16 protein-coding genes and 1 riboswitch are annotated in these 17084 nt (G+C 38.5%); of the genes, 3 read left to right on the plus strand and 13 right to left on the minus strand.

Annotated elements, in window-relative coordinates; translation table 11 throughout:
- Positions 1-101: 101 nt before the first annotated feature.
- The 5 genes from serS to ADU73_RS01520 form a co-directional block, all read right to left on the minus strand.
- Positions 102-1379 (minus strand): serine--tRNA ligase, encoded by a 1278-nt coding sequence (gene serS / locus ADU73_RS01500; protein ID WP_046871284.1) that lies wholly within the window; start codon positions 1377-1379, stop codon positions 102-104.
- Between the two features lie 279 nt (positions 1380-1658).
- On the minus strand, positions 1659-2291 hold the full coding sequence (locus ADU73_RS01505) for a deoxynucleoside kinase (RefSeq protein ID WP_056986455.1): 633 nt from the start codon (positions 2289-2291) through the stop codon (positions 1659-1661).
- Between the two features lie 129 nt (positions 2292-2420).
- On the minus strand, positions 2421-3890 hold the full coding sequence (locus ADU73_RS01510; protein ID WP_046871282.1) for an amino acid permease: 1470 nt from the start codon (positions 3888-3890) through the stop codon (positions 2421-2423).
- Positions 3891-4018: 128 nt separating this feature from the next.
- Positions 4019-4203, minus strand: a riboswitch (Lysine riboswitch).
- 40 nt (positions 4204-4243) lie between these two features.
- Complete coding sequence (locus tag ADU73_RS01515) at positions 4244-4786, minus strand: Rrf2 family transcriptional regulator (protein WP_046871281.1); 543 nt, start codon at positions 4784-4786, stop codon at positions 4244-4246.
- Positions 4773-5333: a GNAT family N-acetyltransferase gene (locus ADU73_RS01520; protein WP_046871280.1), complete on the minus strand. Its 561-nt coding sequence runs from the start codon at positions 5331-5333 to the stop codon at positions 4773-4775. The genes ADU73_RS01515 and ADU73_RS01520 overlap by 14 nt, the downstream gene beginning before the upstream one ends.
- A gap of 265 nt (positions 5334-5598) precedes the next feature.
- Between ADU73_RS01520 and ADU73_RS01525 the strand changes: the two genes are divergently transcribed.
- Positions 5599-6762, plus strand: coding sequence for an LCP family protein (locus tag ADU73_RS01525; protein ID WP_046871279.1), 1164 nt, complete (start codon positions 5599-5601; stop codon positions 6760-6762).
- A 97-nt stretch (positions 6763-6859) separates the two neighbouring features.
- Here ADU73_RS01525 and ADU73_RS10295 read toward each other — a convergent pair whose 3' ends face one another.
- From ADU73_RS10295 to ADU73_RS01555, 6 genes are all read right to left on the minus strand, one after another.
- Positions 6860-8296: a GW dipeptide domain-containing protein gene (locus ADU73_RS10295; RefSeq protein ID WP_081113849.1), complete on the minus strand. Its 1437-nt coding sequence runs from the start codon at positions 8294-8296 to the stop codon at positions 6860-6862.
- Between the two features lie 125 nt (positions 8297-8421).
- Entirely contained in the window at positions 8422-9789 is a 1368-nt protein-coding gene (locus ADU73_RS01535; protein ID WP_062913110.1) for an ISLre2 family transposase, read from the minus strand.
- Between the two features lie 179 nt (positions 9790-9968).
- On the minus strand, positions 9969-10415 hold the full coding sequence (locus ADU73_RS01540; RefSeq protein WP_062913111.1) for a threonine/serine exporter family protein: 447 nt from the start codon (positions 10413-10415) through the stop codon (positions 9969-9971).
- 13 nt (positions 10416-10428) lie between these two features.
- Positions 10429-11172: a threonine/serine exporter family protein gene (locus ADU73_RS01545; RefSeq protein WP_046871277.1), complete on the minus strand. Its 744-nt coding sequence runs from the start codon at positions 11170-11172 to the stop codon at positions 10429-10431.
- A 160-nt stretch (positions 11173-11332) separates the two neighbouring features.
- Positions 11333-11533 (minus strand): cold-shock protein, encoded by a 201-nt coding sequence (locus ADU73_RS01550; RefSeq protein WP_046871276.1) that lies wholly within the window; start codon positions 11531-11533, stop codon positions 11333-11335.
- Positions 11534-11741: 208 nt separating this feature from the next.
- Positions 11742-12404 (minus strand): metal-dependent transcriptional regulator, encoded by a 663-nt coding sequence (locus ADU73_RS01555; RefSeq protein ID WP_046871275.1) that lies wholly within the window; start codon positions 12402-12404, stop codon positions 11742-11744.
- A gap of 145 nt (positions 12405-12549) precedes the next feature.
- On the opposite strand from ADU73_RS01555, the gene ADU73_RS01560 reads away from it, so the two are divergent.
- Positions 12550-12891, plus strand: a complete 342-nt coding sequence (locus ADU73_RS01560) for a hypothetical protein (RefSeq protein WP_052694486.1) — start codon at positions 12550-12552, stop codon at positions 12889-12891.
- 13 nt (positions 12892-12904) lie between these two features.
- On the opposite strand, the gene ADU73_RS01565 is transcribed toward ADU73_RS01560, so the two are convergent.
- A complete protein-coding gene (locus tag ADU73_RS01565) occupies positions 12905-13801 on the minus strand; it encodes a cation diffusion facilitator family transporter (protein ID WP_062913112.1) in 897 nt (298 codons plus the stop codon).
- Positions 13802-14030: 229 nt separating this feature from the next.
- Between ADU73_RS01565 and ADU73_RS01575 the strand changes: the two genes are divergently transcribed.
- Positions 14031-15272, plus strand: a complete 1242-nt coding sequence (locus tag ADU73_RS01575; RefSeq protein ID WP_226996041.1) for an ISL3 family transposase — start codon at positions 14031-14033, stop codon at positions 15270-15272.
- Positions 15273-15360: 88 nt separating this feature from the next.
- Here the strand turns inward: ADU73_RS01575 and ADU73_RS01580 are convergent, their stop codons facing one another.
- Positions 15361-16923, minus strand: a complete 1563-nt coding sequence (locus ADU73_RS01580; protein ID WP_062913114.1) for a bifunctional metallophosphatase/5'-nucleotidase — start codon at positions 16921-16923, stop codon at positions 15361-15363.
- Between the last annotated feature and the right edge of the window lie 161 nt (positions 16924-17084).

Below are 17084 nucleotides of genomic sequence, written 5' to 3' on the forward strand. Positions count from 1 at the left end.
CACGACAACTACATAATATTATCATTGACGCCCACTAATTGTCAATAACATTTTATAGTTGTCGCAAAAAAATTATTAATCAATTAAACGATCCCTAGGTTTTACTTAGTGATTTTTGTTAAACCACCCATATATGGAATTAGGACTTCAGGAATCGTCACTGAGCCATCCTCATTTTGATAATTTTCTAAAATAGCTGCTACGGTACGGCCAACTGCTAAACCAGAACCATTCAGCGTGTGCACGTACTGTAATTTACCATCATCATCCCGATATCTAATTTTGGCACGACGGGCTTGGAAATCTGTACAGTTTGAGCAACTTGAAATTTCCCGATACATATTTTGAGCAGGAATCCAAACTTCTAAGTCATGCGTCATTGCAGCCGTAAAACTCATATCACTGGTTGTTAAAGTAATCACATGATATGGCAATTTCAAAAGCTTCAATAAACTTTCGGCCTGATTCGTTAATTTTTCGAGCTCATCCCATGAATCTTCAGGTTTAGTGAATTTTACCATTTCTACTTTATTAAACTGATGCATCCGGATTAACCCTCGGGTATCTCGACCCGCACTTCCCGCTTCTGAACGGAAGGCTGGTGATAAGGCCGTTTCATTAATTGGCAGCGCATCGGCATCTAAAATTTCGTTACGGTGAAAGTTAACTAGTGGAACTTCTGCAGTAGGAATTAAGGTTAAATCACTGTCTTGAATTTCATATCCTGCATGAGTTTCCTTAAACTTAGGAAATTGACCAGTGCCAAACATAGATTCTTCATTAACCATGTATGGTGTGATCATTTCGGTATAACCCGCTTTAACATTTTGATCTAAGAAAAAGTTATACACAGCCCGTTCAAGTCTTGCACCCAGCCCAACGTAATAAACAAATCGGCTCCCCGAAACTTTAGCTGCTCGTTCAAAATCTAAAATGCCCAGCTTCTCACCAATTTCCCAGTGAGCCTTAGGTGTAAAGGCAAATTTGCGTGGAGTTCCCACTTTACGAAGTTCAACACTACCTTCTTCTGTCAAACTAATTGGAACTGATTTGTTAGGAATATTTGGCAAATGAGCGGCTGCATTCTGAACTTCTTCAGTTAAGGCCTGCAAACGCTGGTCCAGTTCTTTAATCTCACCACCGACTTTACGCATTTCCATAATTTTATCGTTGGCGTCTTCTTTATTACGTTTCAATTGAGAAATTTGATCTGAAACTTCATTTCTCGTTTTCTTCAAGTTTTCACTTTCAACAATTAAATTGCGCCGTTGTTGATCCATTTTTAAAAGCTTATCAATATCTTTTGGATCAATTCCTCTTGTTCCTAAACGTTCCTTAACATAATCTGTATTATTTCGAATTTCTTTTAAATCTAACATGACTAAAACCTCCCTAGTTTTAATTGCATAATAAAAAGCCTTCTCATCCCATCAATTGGGACGAAAAGACTTTATTTCGCGGTACCACCCAAGTTTGCTGTTACCAGCACCCTCAATTATGGTTAACGACCGCAGCCGTGTGAAATTGCTCACCCGTTTGAGCCTATCGGAGTTTCGATTGATAGCTTTCACTAATTCTATCTCGCTTTAAATCTACTTAAAAAAGGCTTTACGTTTATTATTTAATCCCATCATACCCGAAAATAGGTCAACAAACAACTAAATCTCGGCAATTTTTTTATCCACAATTTGAATGACTTTGTCGCGAGCCTTAGGATCCTCAACAAAATCAAACTGATCCCCATCGATCTGAATCTTGGGACTTTCATTATAATTGTCATACCACTCAACATAGCGTTGGTTCAAATCTTGATAATACTCATACAAACTTGGGTCATTATCAATTTGTTCATAGGAACGACCGCGTTTTTTAATCCGTGTCAACATCGTGTCAAACGAAATATTAATATCAATCAATAAATCGGGATTCTTTTTGTAATGAGTTTCTGGTAATTCTTCCATCATATTGGTTAACAAAGAATCATAAATTTGTACTTCTGTCTTGGTTGCGCGGCCTAAATCGGCATTTAAATGAAAAAGAAGTGAATCTTCATAAATTGAACGATCCATCACACTATTTTTAGTTTGAAAAGCTTCTTTGATTCCATCTAAACGACGATTCAAAAAGTAAATTTGCAGCAAAAACGCATAGCGCTTGGGATCTTTATAAAAAAGCGGCAAGATTTGGTTGTCATCAACTGATTCATAATAACCTTTTGTACCTAAATGTCGTGATAAAATTTCCGTTAACGTTGTTTTCCCTGCTCCAATTGGACCTGACAATGCAATCATTCGAAATACCCCTTTATTCATCTTTTAATACTATATATTGTAGCATGAACAGATTCAAAAACAATATATAGTTTAAAAATTCCCCGATTAGCCTAGTTTATTTTTATTACAGCATCTTGAATTATACACTTATTTCTTAGCTTTTCGAGCCTTTAAAATAAAATCAGGTTGCGTTAAATCAACTTCGTCCAAAGGAATCACATGAGTATGGTATTTAACTTTATAAAATACATACAACACAATAAAGATTGGCACACTGATGTAGCTAATCCCAATTGCTTTCCAGTTAAATGTCGCAAATGAGTGAAGATCCTGCCCAGCAATAACTAAGATACAGATTATAAAGGCAAAAATTGGGCCAAACGGGAACCATTTTGCATGATACCGCAGCTCTTCCACCTTATGTCCCTGTTTAATAAACGCGCGACGGAAACGGAAATGCGAGATGGCAATTCCTAACCAGGCGATAAATCCAGTTAAACCACTAGCAGCAACTAACCACATATAAATATGTGGACCCGCAATGCTAGAAATAAAGGTAAGTGCACCAACAACGGTAGTCCCAAGTAACGCCATCAATGGAATTCCTCGGTTAGTGGTTAAACTAAATGTTTTTGGCGCATACCCTTCCAGTGCCAGTGAGTAGAGCATTCTAGTCGACGCATACATCCCCGAGTTTGCCGATGAAATCACCGATGTTAAAATAACAGCGTTCATAACACTGGCCGCCCCAGCCAAACCAGCGCGTTGAAAGACCAAGGTAAAGGGACTAATCTTAACGTCACTTGCTGAAGATCCCAATAAATCAGGACTGGTATACGGAATAATACAGGCAATCACAAAAATTGCCAAAATATAGAACAAGATAATTCGCCAGAACACTTGGTTAATGGCCTTAGGAACACTTTCTTCTGGTGTTTCTGATTCTCCAGCTGTAATTCCAATTAATTCAGTCCCTTGAAATGAGAACCCAGCGACAACAAATACACTAAGAATCATAGGGATCCCACCGACAAACGGTGCTTTTTTATACGTGAAATTATTTAAATAGGTTGCGTGGCCGCCCATGATTCCAAAAATAACTGCCACCCCAACAATCAGGAAAATAATAACGGTAATAACTTTAATTAAGGCCATCCAATATTCAGTTTCACCAAAGGCTTTTACCGTGAGGGCGTTTACTGAAAAGATTAGTACTAACGCTACTACACTCCAGATCCACCCCGGAACATTTGGTAGCCAAAACTTCATAACAATTGAAACGGTACTGATATCCACGGCCAATGTAATGGCCCAGTTAAACCAATAATTCCACCCCATCGCAAATCCCAATGCGGGATCCACGTATTTCGTTGAATACGTTGCAAATGATCCTGAAACGGGCATATACGTGGCCATTTCACCTAAACTGGTCATCAAGAAATAGACCATAATTCCCATTGCGACATATGCCAATAAGGCCCCACCAGGACCTGCTTGTGAAATTGCTGATCCACTTGCCACAAACAATCCGGTTCCAATACTCCCACCGAGTGCAATCATTGAAATATGTCGTGTTTTCAATGAGCGATCGATGCTGTGATTCTCTTTTGCTGCCATAAACCTGTTTCCCCCTTGATTCTCGAATTAGAAAAGGTCTCGGCCAATCTTATTTTTAACCAACAAAAAAAGCCCTTTTGTATAACAAATCGCCATACAAAAAGACTTCCGATAAATTTCTCAGTCAAATCGTAGATAGCGCCCCGTAATGTTCTACAAACATTACGACAGTCCCTGACTTGTTAAACCAGGGCCCAACCCAAAGGTGAAAAAGTACCATCAAATTTCGGCCAACTCCCCTTTCACAACTCTTCATAGATGCTTTATCATCTTTGAGTTGTTACTTATGAATTTGGCAACCTCTTCTTTCGATATGATTTAATTATATACAAGCATACTTACTCTGACAACACCTAATCATCATTTAGATTGGATTCGGCATTTTCGATTTTTTTATTTAGTTCCAAAAAATTTGCTTGTAACTCTGCGTCTGACCCATTCCAATCAATTCCGGGAACAGTTGGTTCACCCATAATTTGGACCAGAATATCACTTAAACTTTGTTGTTTAAGATAGTTTCGCCACAAATTATCCGCATTTTGAAACGTTTTGTTCAAAACATTCTTGCCTCGTTTGGCAATTGGTCGGGCATCTGAAAAAATATTTTCAATGAATCCCATATCTGGATATGTTTTAATGGTCCCTTCACTAGCTTCCACAATATCTAATAATGAGATTTCGCTGGGATCTTTAGCCAGCCGAAAACCACCGTTATTTCCTGGAATTGAAGTAACCAATCCTGCCAACACAAGCTTCCGCATTATCTTTCGGAGATACGTTTCCGAACCTGTTAACCGTTTATGAATAACTGCCGTCGTTAATGGAATTCTCCGGTCCTGCGTGCACAATAACGCAATGATACATGCTGCCTGTTCAAACCCTTTAGTGAGTTGCATAATTACCGCCTTCTTTAAATCTTCGTTCTGTCAATTCATAATAAGTTTCTTGTTTCGGTGCAGGGTTCAAAACGCTCACTGGCAAGGTATGTTGCCCTGTCTGCTTAAACCCAAGGTGTTCTAAAAGAAGTTTTGAACGTTTATTTTCCGTGTAAGTACTCGCCAAGACAACATAGTCCCCATTCGTTTGAAAAACTTGTTGTAAAAGGTAACTAACTGCTTCCTTCATATAACCCTGACCCCAAAAGTCCTGATTCATCATATAGCCAATTTCAAATTTTTGAAAATCACGTTCCTGATGCTCATTACTAACTGAATACAATCCAATGCTCCCAATAACGGCTGCGCTTTGTTTTAAAGTGATGGCCCAAATATTTGTCCGCATAAGTTGCTGCAAAAAAAAATCGGTCTCAAACGAACTGCTAGAAACGCGAAACCCTGCCTGATCAGCAATTTCTTTGTTTTCAACAATTTCTTGAAGTTTAAACAAATCTCCCGACACAAAAGGTCGTAAATTCAGTCTCGGCGTTTTAATTTTTTTATCCACAGGTCTCTCCACCATCCGATCCAACGAATGCTTATCTAATTAAAGGATAACAGATTTCTTGCTTAGATAGGCAATTTTAATCAAAACTAATCGTGTCAAACAACTTTAATTTTGTTTGCGTTTTCGTAATGCCCTATAAATGTGATATAATTTTGATGTTTAAAAAAAGATTAAATCAAGATAAAATCCAATTTAATGGCTACTTAATCGGTTATGCTAAAGTAGATATCGACTTTTATTTTATATTGCTTCAGGAGGCAAATCAATGAATGAGGACCAAACACCCAAAAGATCCGAGCTGCACAACCACTTTAACGTTCCGCCAACCCGAACCGAAATGCATAAAGAATCGGAGAATGGTAACCAGAACAAACGGCCTAACCGTCCACGCCGTTCTCGGCGAAGACGTCTCATTTTTACAATCATTTGTCTTATTGTGGTAGCACTCGGCGTCTTTGCAGCCTACAAATGGTATGCTGCAAAAAAAGCCGCGAATTCCGTTTTCAACAGTGCGGATATTCAAAAAGCACGCGATGTTTCGGATGTCATTAAACAAAATAAACCCGTTTCAATTCTGCTCTTAGGCACTGATACTGGTGCCCTGGGTCGTAATTTTAGGGGTCGAACGGATACCATCATTATTGCCACTTTGAATCCTAAAAAGAAAAGTATGACTTTGACTAGTGTGCCACGAGATACGGCCATTTCCATTCCAGGATACACACAGTACGCACCCTCAAAGCTTAACTCGGCCTATTCATTTGGCGGCGCCGGAACCAGTATCAAATCAATTCAGCAATTATTAGATGTCCCCATTGATTTCTATGGCCTTGTTAATATGGGTGGCTTAGAAAAAATTGTCAATGGCGTTGGTGGTGTTACCATCACTCCTACCCTTAGTTTTAAATATGGGGCAGCTGATGTCACTAAGGGCAAGAAGATTCACTTAGGTGGAAAAGCAGCTTTAGATTATTCACGAATGCGTGATGAAGATCCAAAGGGTGATTACGGACGTCAGGTTCGCCAACGGCAAGTGCTAATGGCCATTGTTCGTAAGAGTGATTCTATAACCACTTTGCTCAGTCAAAGTTTCATGGATTCTCTAAAAAAACAAACTCAAACTGATTTAAGTTTTCACGAGATTGTGGCGCTATCCGCTAAATATCGGGTATCTACGCATCATCTTAAATCTACGCACCTGCAAGGCACCACGCAATTGATTAACGGGCAGGATTATGAAGTCGCTGATCAAACTGAAATGCAACGGGTAACAAACTTTATTCGTAACGGCTTAGACCTTAGTCATAAATCAACTGGAACGACAAATTTAGATAGCGTAACCACCGGAACTAGTGCCGATACCAATAGCTACACAAATGATAATACCCAATCCTCACAACAATCCGGAACAGGCACCCCTGGATATTAAGGTAACTATCAAAATGAACATCAACAAAAAATGGCTCAACCACGTAATTTATTCACGTGGTTGAGCCATTTTCATTATTCTAAATTATTATTTTCATTTAATTCAAAGCACTGCCAAAGATCCAACCAATCTCTTTACCATTGTAGTAACAACGGTAACATGGTGTTTTGTAATCTGTCCGATAGGCAACATTATCTACGGTAACTTGCTTCCCAGCATAATCTTTACTGTAATTCAGTCGTTTTACCGTATATTTACTTCCAGTCACATGATTCAAGAAGTCATGCGGTCCTGGCGCAGCTTTGACTGTCATGGTTTGTTTGGTATTAATGGATTTATACGTCACATGAACTGCCAAACCACCACCATATATCCAACCAATTCGTTTACCTTGGTAATAGCAACGATAGTATGGCGTCTTGGTCCCATCTCGATAAGCCACATTATCAATGGTAACGGTCTTACCTGCATACGTTTTTCCATAATGCAAACGTTTATTAGTATACATGCTGCTTGTGACGTGGTTATAAAAGTCGTTAGACGCTGCAACTTTCACATCCATAGTTTGATTAGTTGCGGAATAACTAACATGTTTGGCTAAACCACCGCCATATATCCAGCCAATTTCTTTACCGTTATAGTAACAACGATAGTAAAGTGTCCCGGTACCATCACGTTTACCAGTACAATCGATCTGAATAGTCTTTCCGGCGTAAGTTTTTCCATAGTGAAGCCGTTTTACCGTATATTTACTTTCAGGGACATGGTTATAAAAATCATGGCCTGGTGCCGATTTAACATCCATTGTTAACTTAGCGTTTGTATACTTCACATTCTTAAAATGGATTTCTTCATAGTACTTTTTAGTTAACTGATAAAATTCAGCCATTGTGTAGCCCTGGCCAAAATACTTTCTCCCGTTATTTATATAATACCCATAAGGATCCGTATGGCTTGAGCCACCAAAATGCTGAGCAACCTCTTTATGTGACCACACGGTGCCCTTACCATCGTAACAAGCATCATTAGGAGTTAAATTATATTTATTCAATAAGTATGCTGTATACCAAGCTGCATTGGAAATTTCATGAGCAAAAGCACTTTTAGAATGGACTTCAATCTGCTCAAATTGAACAAACTTTCCATTTCCAGGATACCCAACTCCCCAAGCCAAATAATTGGTATTCGCAATATTGATGATGTGATCGGCATCAACAAAACTATGCACAAAGGCATTATTATAATTAGCCTTCATATAAGCAATTTCGTTATAGATTGTGGAACTTGCGTTAGCCGTTTCGTGGACCACAACGCCTTCTGGTCTACCGTAACCCCAATCATATTTATACTTTGGAAAACCATTCCAAACTGAGGTCGTAATTCCGGCCGGCTTAATCTTCTTGGCACTAATGTAACTATTAACAGCCTCCGCTTTCACCGTTGGCGTTTTAACAATCAGTAAGCTCACAAATAAAGTTAGCGTTACTAAAAAAATGGTCATAATTCTTTGCTTCTGAATCTCTATCTCTTTCAAACTAATTCCTCCAATGTTATCTCCCCATATGCACAATTAACTAAATATGTATACTTTTATACTAACATGTATGTGTCAAGTTTTCCTAGGTGCCTTATAATCAACCAAATATTTATACACAATAATTAGTTTGAAAATATTTTTGCCATTGCTCCGATAGGGCTACTTGTTGGGGCATCAACTGGTATTTTACCTGAAAGAACTCCAATATGCTTAGAATGGTGCTTGTTGCTCAGCTGAGCTGGACTCAACGTCTTCAATGATTCCGTAGCGATCTCAATCGTTAGCTCTTGTAACTTTCTTAAACCACCACGTAAGTATTTATCTAGCTTACCGTTTACCCGAGCTTCAATTAATTTCAACATAGCCTCAAGGCCCTTTTCGGACCATACTTTGCCTTGCTTTTTCATTCGATACGTGTACGCTCTGTGTGAGCTTTCAACGGATCCCAATTTGCCGACCCTCATGAAGCCACGATCGTGTGGAGACTTTATAAACTGCCAATTTCTTGCCAAATATTGTCTTAGGACCCTTAGGCTCTCAAGTTCCTTATCAGTTTTAATTTGCGACTCAAATGTATCTAAAATAACGTTTAACTGATTCTGATCATACAGGCTAACGCTCTTAACGGCCTTATCAACCAATGGATTAAATAAACCAAAGGTTTGTTTAATCTTTTTGACAAAGTGATACCGATCGATAGTAAATTCAACTCTTTGAGCACTCGGAACTATTTCTCGCATACTTTTCGGGTTATACCCTTGGCCACCATCACTTGCTGTAAACACGGTCATTTCACTGATTTTATAATACTTCTCAATGTAGTCAGTTACTCGTTTTTGAACCTTTTTTTGATTGATACCAACAAACTCAACTTTGTTTGATCTTGTTCCATCTAATCCTGATTCAAAAACAATGTAATGGTGGACGTCTTGTCTTCGTCGATTAATTTTGTGTATCTCAAAGGCATCGCCTTCAACCACTAAGTTTTCAACTTTTCGTTTCTTAACTAGTTTCTCTTCGGACGATTTTTCTTCTGTCTTCACGGTATCTGCCATGTCTCTGATAATTCGGTCTACTGACCAGGCACTAATATCCGTCTGACTTGCCAGATTGATCATTGCGGCCGTATTTCTCATCGTTGTCGTTTGCCCAATTTTGGCAACGACACTTTTAAAATAAGGTGAAATTCTTTTTCTTTCTTCCAACTGAAGTTGTTCATCCAACGGGAAGTAATAACTTCCATTGGGTCGAAGATAACATCTTCTTTCAAAATTCACGGCGCCAAACATAAACTCAATTGTTCTGGCCTGTCGATTAATGAATGTATTTTCTGCCGGAATTGATGGAACGAGTGTTTCATCTAATTGCCTCAGATATTCAGCTACAACCAGCTGGAATGACTTCCTAAGATGAAGAATTACCTGCTCCTCTAAATCAAATAAACTGTCTAAATTTCCCAATGATTCAATAAAATCTGCTAAAATATACATGAAAGACCTGTATCCTTTCCTTTAATCTTCGTCGATTAAAAGGCTACAGGTCTTTTTCTATATATTCAACTCAAAATGAATATTCCTAGAATTTTATTGACCATCTAGGAAAACCTTACACTAACACTAACATCTTGACGAATCAGTGTGATATCGATATTTTTACAATTCTGTAACATTCAGTTCACAGTTCTTTGAACTTTAAGGTTTTTCCACAATTTATTTAATAGTTCGGCAATCAAAAATCCAATCGCGATTGAACCCGTAATTTCGATCACCTGTGTTAAGAAATGCACCCCTTGCGCAGTTTCGCCCAATGCCAGCGTCCGGATCATTTGATAGGCCTGCCCTTCTGGGACTAAAGGAACCAAACTAGGAATATTAAAAATTAACATAGGCATTTTCATTTTTCTTGCAGACACATCACTTAAGATGCCAATTGCCACAGCCGCCACTAAATTGCTTAAAGCTAACCCCAGGTCCAAACTGAATAATCCCCAATAAATCAACCAGGCAACTACTCCGATCAAACCTGCAACCACTAACGCGCGATGAGGAATATTGATGATAATGCCAAACCCGATTGTGGCGATAAAAGCAAAAAATATTTTAATAATCATAATCATTTGAATTCCCACCTTAAAAGAATCGAAAGACGAACGCAATCCCAAATCCAATTGCAGCAGCAGTCAATAACGCTTCGATTCCGCGCGCCGGTCCACTTACAAAATGGCCATTCAAAATGTCACGAACGGCATTGGTTAGCGGAACTCCGGGAACTAAAGGCATCACTGAGCCAATAATAATATCATCCACAGAATGTCCCATTCCAAGTCGCACCGTCAGTACCGCTAAAATGCCAATTAGAAGGGATGCAAAAAACTCACTAATAAATTTAATATTCAGATATTTGTTGATTATGTAGTAAATCGCAAATCCAATTGCACCAATCACTGACGTTAAACCAATGTCATAAAAATTGTTACAGAAGATCGCCATTAATGGGCCACTGACAAGTGCAGCTCCGATCACTTGTAACCAAAATGGAAAATAAGGCACAGCATTATCAAGCGTTTGAAGCTGCCCAAAAAATTCTTCCAATGTGATTTTGTGATCCGCGTAGTTCCGTGATAACCGGTTTACCCAACTCACTTTTTCCAAATCGATGTTTCGCCGACTCACACTGGTAACCTGGGCATTCTTTTTATCTGGAATCGACATAATAATTCCGGTAACCGTTGAAAAAACTTGTGCGTTCGGGAACCCTGAATTTGTTGCAATCCGCATGATTGTATCTTCCGCACGGGCCATTTCTGAACCACTCTCAATCATAATTCGTCCCGCTAACAAGCAGGTATCCACTACCAAGTCCGCTTTATCCACAACTATCACCCCATTAATTAATCAAGATCTATTATGCCATAGCACTGCAGACAAAACGACTATTAATTTGAGATCAACTCTCATTGGCCCCTCCAAGTTAAATTTGGACACAAAAAAAGCCAGGGACAAAATCCCTGACTTGATAAATTCTAATTTTAAATTAGTCTTTGTTTACGTTAACTGCTTGTGGTCCACGGTCGCTTTCTTCTACATCGAAAGTAACTGCTTGGCCTTCTTCAAGAGTTTTAAAGCCGTCGCCTTGGATAGCTGAGAAATGTACGAATACATCGCTACCGTTTTCGCGAGTAATAAAACCAAAACCTTTGTCTGCGTTAAACCATTTAACTGTACCATGTTCCATAATAGAAAATCCTCCTGAGTGCTTTTTGCACTAAATATTTTAATACTTGATCCGGTGCAAATTGGGGATATTTCTTTATGAAACAATCTTACCAAAATTACCTAACCAAAATACAAACTAATTGTAGCATATATTTTTTAAAAAAGCTAGTAAATTTAAAATTAAAACTTAAATTTTTAATTACCGATTCAAAAATGATTAAATAAACTTAATCTTCTTGAACAAAAACATAGTGAGCAGCCTTATAACTAATTTGCCGTTCATCTGTGGGCGATTCATTATCCAACAACTTAACTGTTGTTGGTCCCTCAAATGGGGCATGATGCACAACGTGAATGCGATCACCAATATCTAAATCAATCTCATCTAAATAATTTAACAGTTCGTGGTTATCAATAAATCGATCCACTTTAACCGTTGCTCCCTCTTTGACATCAGCTAAGAGCGTATGACTATCTTCTTGATAGTTTCCTTCTTTATCTGGAATCACGCCACCATGGGGACAATGCGTTGGATAACCAAGAAACTTATCAAGCGAATCTAATAAGTGGTCACTGGTTACATGCTCCAAAACTTCCGCGTCACTATCCACTTCGGATAACTTGTAGTTTAGTTTTTCAACTAAGAAAGTTTCCCACATTCGATGTTTACGAACCATGATTTCCGCAATTTGAATTCCTTCTTCAGTAAGCGAGATTCCCGCATACGGGGTATGTTTCGCAAGCCCCTCTTCTACTAGCTTGGTTACCATTTCAGTAACTGATCCGGCTGCAATGTTTAATCCCATTGCAATTTGTTTATTTGATATTTTCTTAGATTTTCCACCTAACTCAAAAATGATCTTGAGATAGTCTTCCTTCATCGGGGTCACTTCATTCACCTCATTATTATTAATACTACTTTTATAACTCATCTTGCTCGGAATTGCAATTAAGGTATCCCGAACTTTTATTTTACACTTTTTATGATAAAGGTCTATACTTAATTTGTAAACAATTATCTAAGGAAGGTCTATTATGAGTAATTCAGTATCAATCACAGAACTAACTGCACCAAATCAACTCAAAGCCGTTACCACGTTTGCAAAGTTCTATATCAAACTTTACAAGTCAGAAAACCTTGAGATTATTTCTTCATATGTTCCCGCTGGTTATTTGAGTGACATCAACGCCTTCATTGCGCGGAATCGTTACCTAACCAAAGAGGAACTGCTATCCATCAGTATTGAAGCTTCCCGGGCAGATTACATTCAAGTAATCGCGCACCTTGGCCAAAGCTTCACTCCTAATGGTGCTCCAGAAATATCATGGAATGACTGGGAAATTTCTCATCACAAACATCTTGTGGTAGAAAGCTAGTCAGCAACATCCATTAAATATCATGCCGGTCGCGCGTAAATAGCTCATTACTTTTTCCACGAAAAACTTCAGCCTGTAAAGTCACGTGATCCACGTGATATTTTTTTTGCAATAAATTCTCTAAATCACGGTAAACAGGCTCCACATCACTTAATAATTGATCGTTTAAATTAATATGTGCAGAAAACATAATCCGATTTTCATCAATTTGCCAAGCGTGAATATGATGGACATTGACCACTCCAGGCTCTTTTAACATATCACGTTTCATTGCCTCAAAATCAAGATTTGGAGCCGCCTGCATCAGAATATTAATTGATTCTTTTAACACAGGCCATGTTTCCCATAAAATATAAAGCGAAACTAAAATCGTCACAATTGGATCTACAAGGTCAATCTTCCAAATTTGAATGATAATGGCACCAATGATAATTTCAAAAGACGACAACGCATCACTCAGAATATGAAGATACGTCGCTTTTATGTTTAGATTATCCTTTGCCCCTTTGCTTAACAACAAAGCCGACCCAAAATTTGCAATTGTCCCAATGATGGCCACAATCAGCATAATGCCACCATTCACTGCCTCTGGGTGAAACAGACGGCGGACACTTTCCCCCATTAAAACTACGGATACTAAAATTAAAAATATTGAATTGATAAATGCTGAAATGATTTCGGCTCTTCGATATCCAAATGTTTTTGAATCATTTGAATTCTTGAGCCCGATTCGACTCGCTACATACGCCAAAACAACTGATGCAGAATCGCCGAGATTATGAAAGGCATCAGAAAGAAGTGCTAAACTACCAGAAAGCATCCCTCCTATTAACTCAACCACTGTGATCAAAGCATTCAAAATTGTAACAAGTAGGAATCGTATCCCGCTCATATTTGAATTATCATGCATCGTAAAACTCCCCTTCAGCCATAATTATCAACCAAAATAGGTGAGTAAGCAAGTCCCGTTCATTATACAAAAATAAGGCCTCCGAATTTTGGGTCTGCACTTTCTGGTATTGGTGAATAACTAATACCGGTTTTTTGTCTGTTTTGAAAATCAGAAAAATAAAAAAGGACATCTGTCCTCTTTGTGCTACGATTTAATCGCCAAAACAAATCGAAAAGAGGAAATTCAGATGTCCCTAACTAATTCTATCTTATGCTTATTCGAAATAACAGACCCAAACTTAATTGTCACTGGTATTTCTAAAGAACGGTGTTCCACAAACCAACGTATTCATGTCGTCCATGCAACTTTGTCTTATCAACTTTTAAAGTGCCCACATTGTGGCCATAAAAGCTTAATTAAAAACGGAACTCACATGAGTCACCTGCGTTTAGGAACCTTATCCGGTGGTCGTTACGAAATGCATTTAAAACGTCAAAGATACCAATGTAAAGATTGTTCAAAAACCTGTGGTGCTAAAACTAAGTTGGTTAATCGTAACGAAACTTTCACACATAATATCAAACATCAAGTGATCGTTTTGGCACGCGATATGTTGACGAGTAAAGAAATTGCTAAACTTTGTGGAATTTCGCCAAGCAGTGTTCAACGAATCCTAAATGCCAATATTCACTTAGCCTATCGTGTTAAACATCTCCCAGAGAATCTTTGCTTTGATGAATTTCGTTCCTGTAATCACTGGATGTCCTTTAATTGTTGCGATGCCGTTAGTCATCGCCGAATTGTTACTTTAAAAGATCGGCTAAGTAAAGATATCATTGACTACTTTGAAGCTCGTTTTTCGGTTCAAGAACGTGCCCAAGTTCAATCAGTGACGATTGACATGAATGCTGAATATGGCAGCTTCATTCATCGCTTATTTCCTAATGCGGCCACGATTATCGATCGTTTCCATATTATTCAACTGGCTGGGCGTGCCTTAGATAATGAACGCACGCAGACCATTCGTACTATCCAAGATAAGCATTCACGAATTTATCATATTTTAAAATCTCAATGGCGTTTATTTCATCTTGATGAAATAAAAGTTAATGATTCTAAGGCTGTTTATTTACGCGGAATTAACGAGTATATGACGCAACAAAACGCCATTGATTTAGCTCTAGACGCTTTTCCCAGATTTAGATCTGTGTATCAAACCTATCAAGGTATCTTAAGTGTCATACACCAAAAGGATGCTAATGCGTTCCAATCCTTACTTACTAACTACCAACCCACTAGTAATCAAATGGACATAACGATCAACACGTTTATCAAAAATGGTTCAGCCCTTCTAAACAGTTGTCGTTATCCATTTTCCAACGGTCCAATTGAAGGACTTAATCGTAAAATCAAGGCATTAAAACGTAACTGTTTTGGTTTTCGAAATATTGACAACTTCTTTATCCGGATTAGTTTAATTCATGAGTAAACAAAAAGCACATTCACCGAAGTGAATGTGCCGTTCAAAATCTCCACCAATACGATTTGACAGAGACCCCGAATTTTAATCGTTGGTCTTATTTTATAACCTTAAAATTATTATTAACGGTAGCTTCAATGATCGGATGCTGCTGAAGATAATCGGCAATTAATTCTGACATGGCTTCCGTATTTTCGCGAATAATTTTTGACTCGGAAAACATAGGATAATGACCACCACCAACAGCCCGATACTTATTCAAAACAATTTCAAATGGGTCATTGGCTTCAATGGTATGCCCCTTACAGCTTAATTGGGTAACCCGTTTACCAATTGGTTTGGAGATATCTAATGTGTAGTCAATGCCTTCATACATATCATAATTATAATGACGTTTTTTGGGCGATAGATACTTTGGATTTACCATCAATTGATTATGGCCATCCAACGTGAAATACTTGGCGCTCACTTCCAATGCCGCCCGCAGATCTGCTCCGGAAACTCGCAGCACTGCTAGTGAGTTAGGATAAATATAATTTGTAACCACTTCACGCATCGTAATTTGGCTACCAAATCCGGTTGCCTCATCATTGAACAAGGCCGTCGCCGAAATGGAAGTTCCTGTAGCTGCCATTTGAACTTTTTGAATAAACTCAATAAATGCCGACTCTTCAACGCGCGCCCGAAAGGGATTGTTAATTCTCATATCTCCATGAACTTGACCCAGTGGTTGATCCAACCAAGTCTGCGTGTCAGTTTCAACATCTGACATAATGGCCCTTAACTTTTTATGTACTGGTGCTTTTGCAGCCGAACATAATTCAGCCGTAGCATCCACCACCATGTGGGGACGACTTGGATCAATTTTTAAAACGATTTTGCCAACCGCTGCTCCGCGATGACCGGCTTGCACAATCGGCACACCAAATAATTTAGTTGCAATTAATCGATGTTGATGGGCAGAAATTAAAGCATCAATGCCTTTCACCGTTTTCAGAAGTTCATAGCCAACGTTCTCGCCACGAAGCGATTCGGTTTCTATCCCCGATTTCAAATCGCGTTCAAAACCGCCATGATAAACAACAATCACAACATCGGCACGTTTTCTTAGCCACGGAACATAACGTTTAGCAGTATCAAGTACCCTGTTGAATTTAAGTCCCTTAATATGTACTGGATCTTCCCAGAAAGGAATGTAAGCCGTTGTTAACCCCAAAATGGCGATCCGAACTCCATGAATTTTTAAAATTCGATAAGCGCCATCACCAATTGGTTCATCATTGTCATTTAAAATATTGGCTGATAGCATCGGATAATCTGTACTTCGAATAGCAGCGTTTAGATAACTCATTCCATAATTGAACTCGTGATTACCTAATACCCCAATATCATACCCAATCGCATTGTACGCTTTAAGCAGGCGTTGCGGTGCGGACGGATTACTAAATTTAGCCAAATATTCGGTTAACGGTGACCCTTCTAAAACATCTCCCGCATCAATAGTTAAAACGGGATCTGTTGTTTTTTTGCGTTCATTTTCAATAATACTCGCCGCTTTTAAAAGACCAAACGGCAAATTGGAATGGCGTTTCACAAAATTAGTTGGGTACACGAAGCCGTGAACACCACTTGTTGAAAGTAACGTTAAATTAAATGCCAAAATCTCGCCTCCTGCAAAACTTTTGATAACTTAAATTCTACCACAAACTGATCTCATCGCGTTGGTTTTTTAAGATGAAACGAACTATAACAATGTTTTTTACATAAAAATCCCCTATTTTGTAATTTATCATCCACTATTAATTGACCCCAACCCGCTGA

Origin of the sequence: Pediococcus damnosus, assembly GCF_001611155.1 — a bacterium.
GTDB lineage: Bacteria > Bacillota > Bacilli > Lactobacillales > Lactobacillaceae > Pediococcus > Pediococcus damnosus.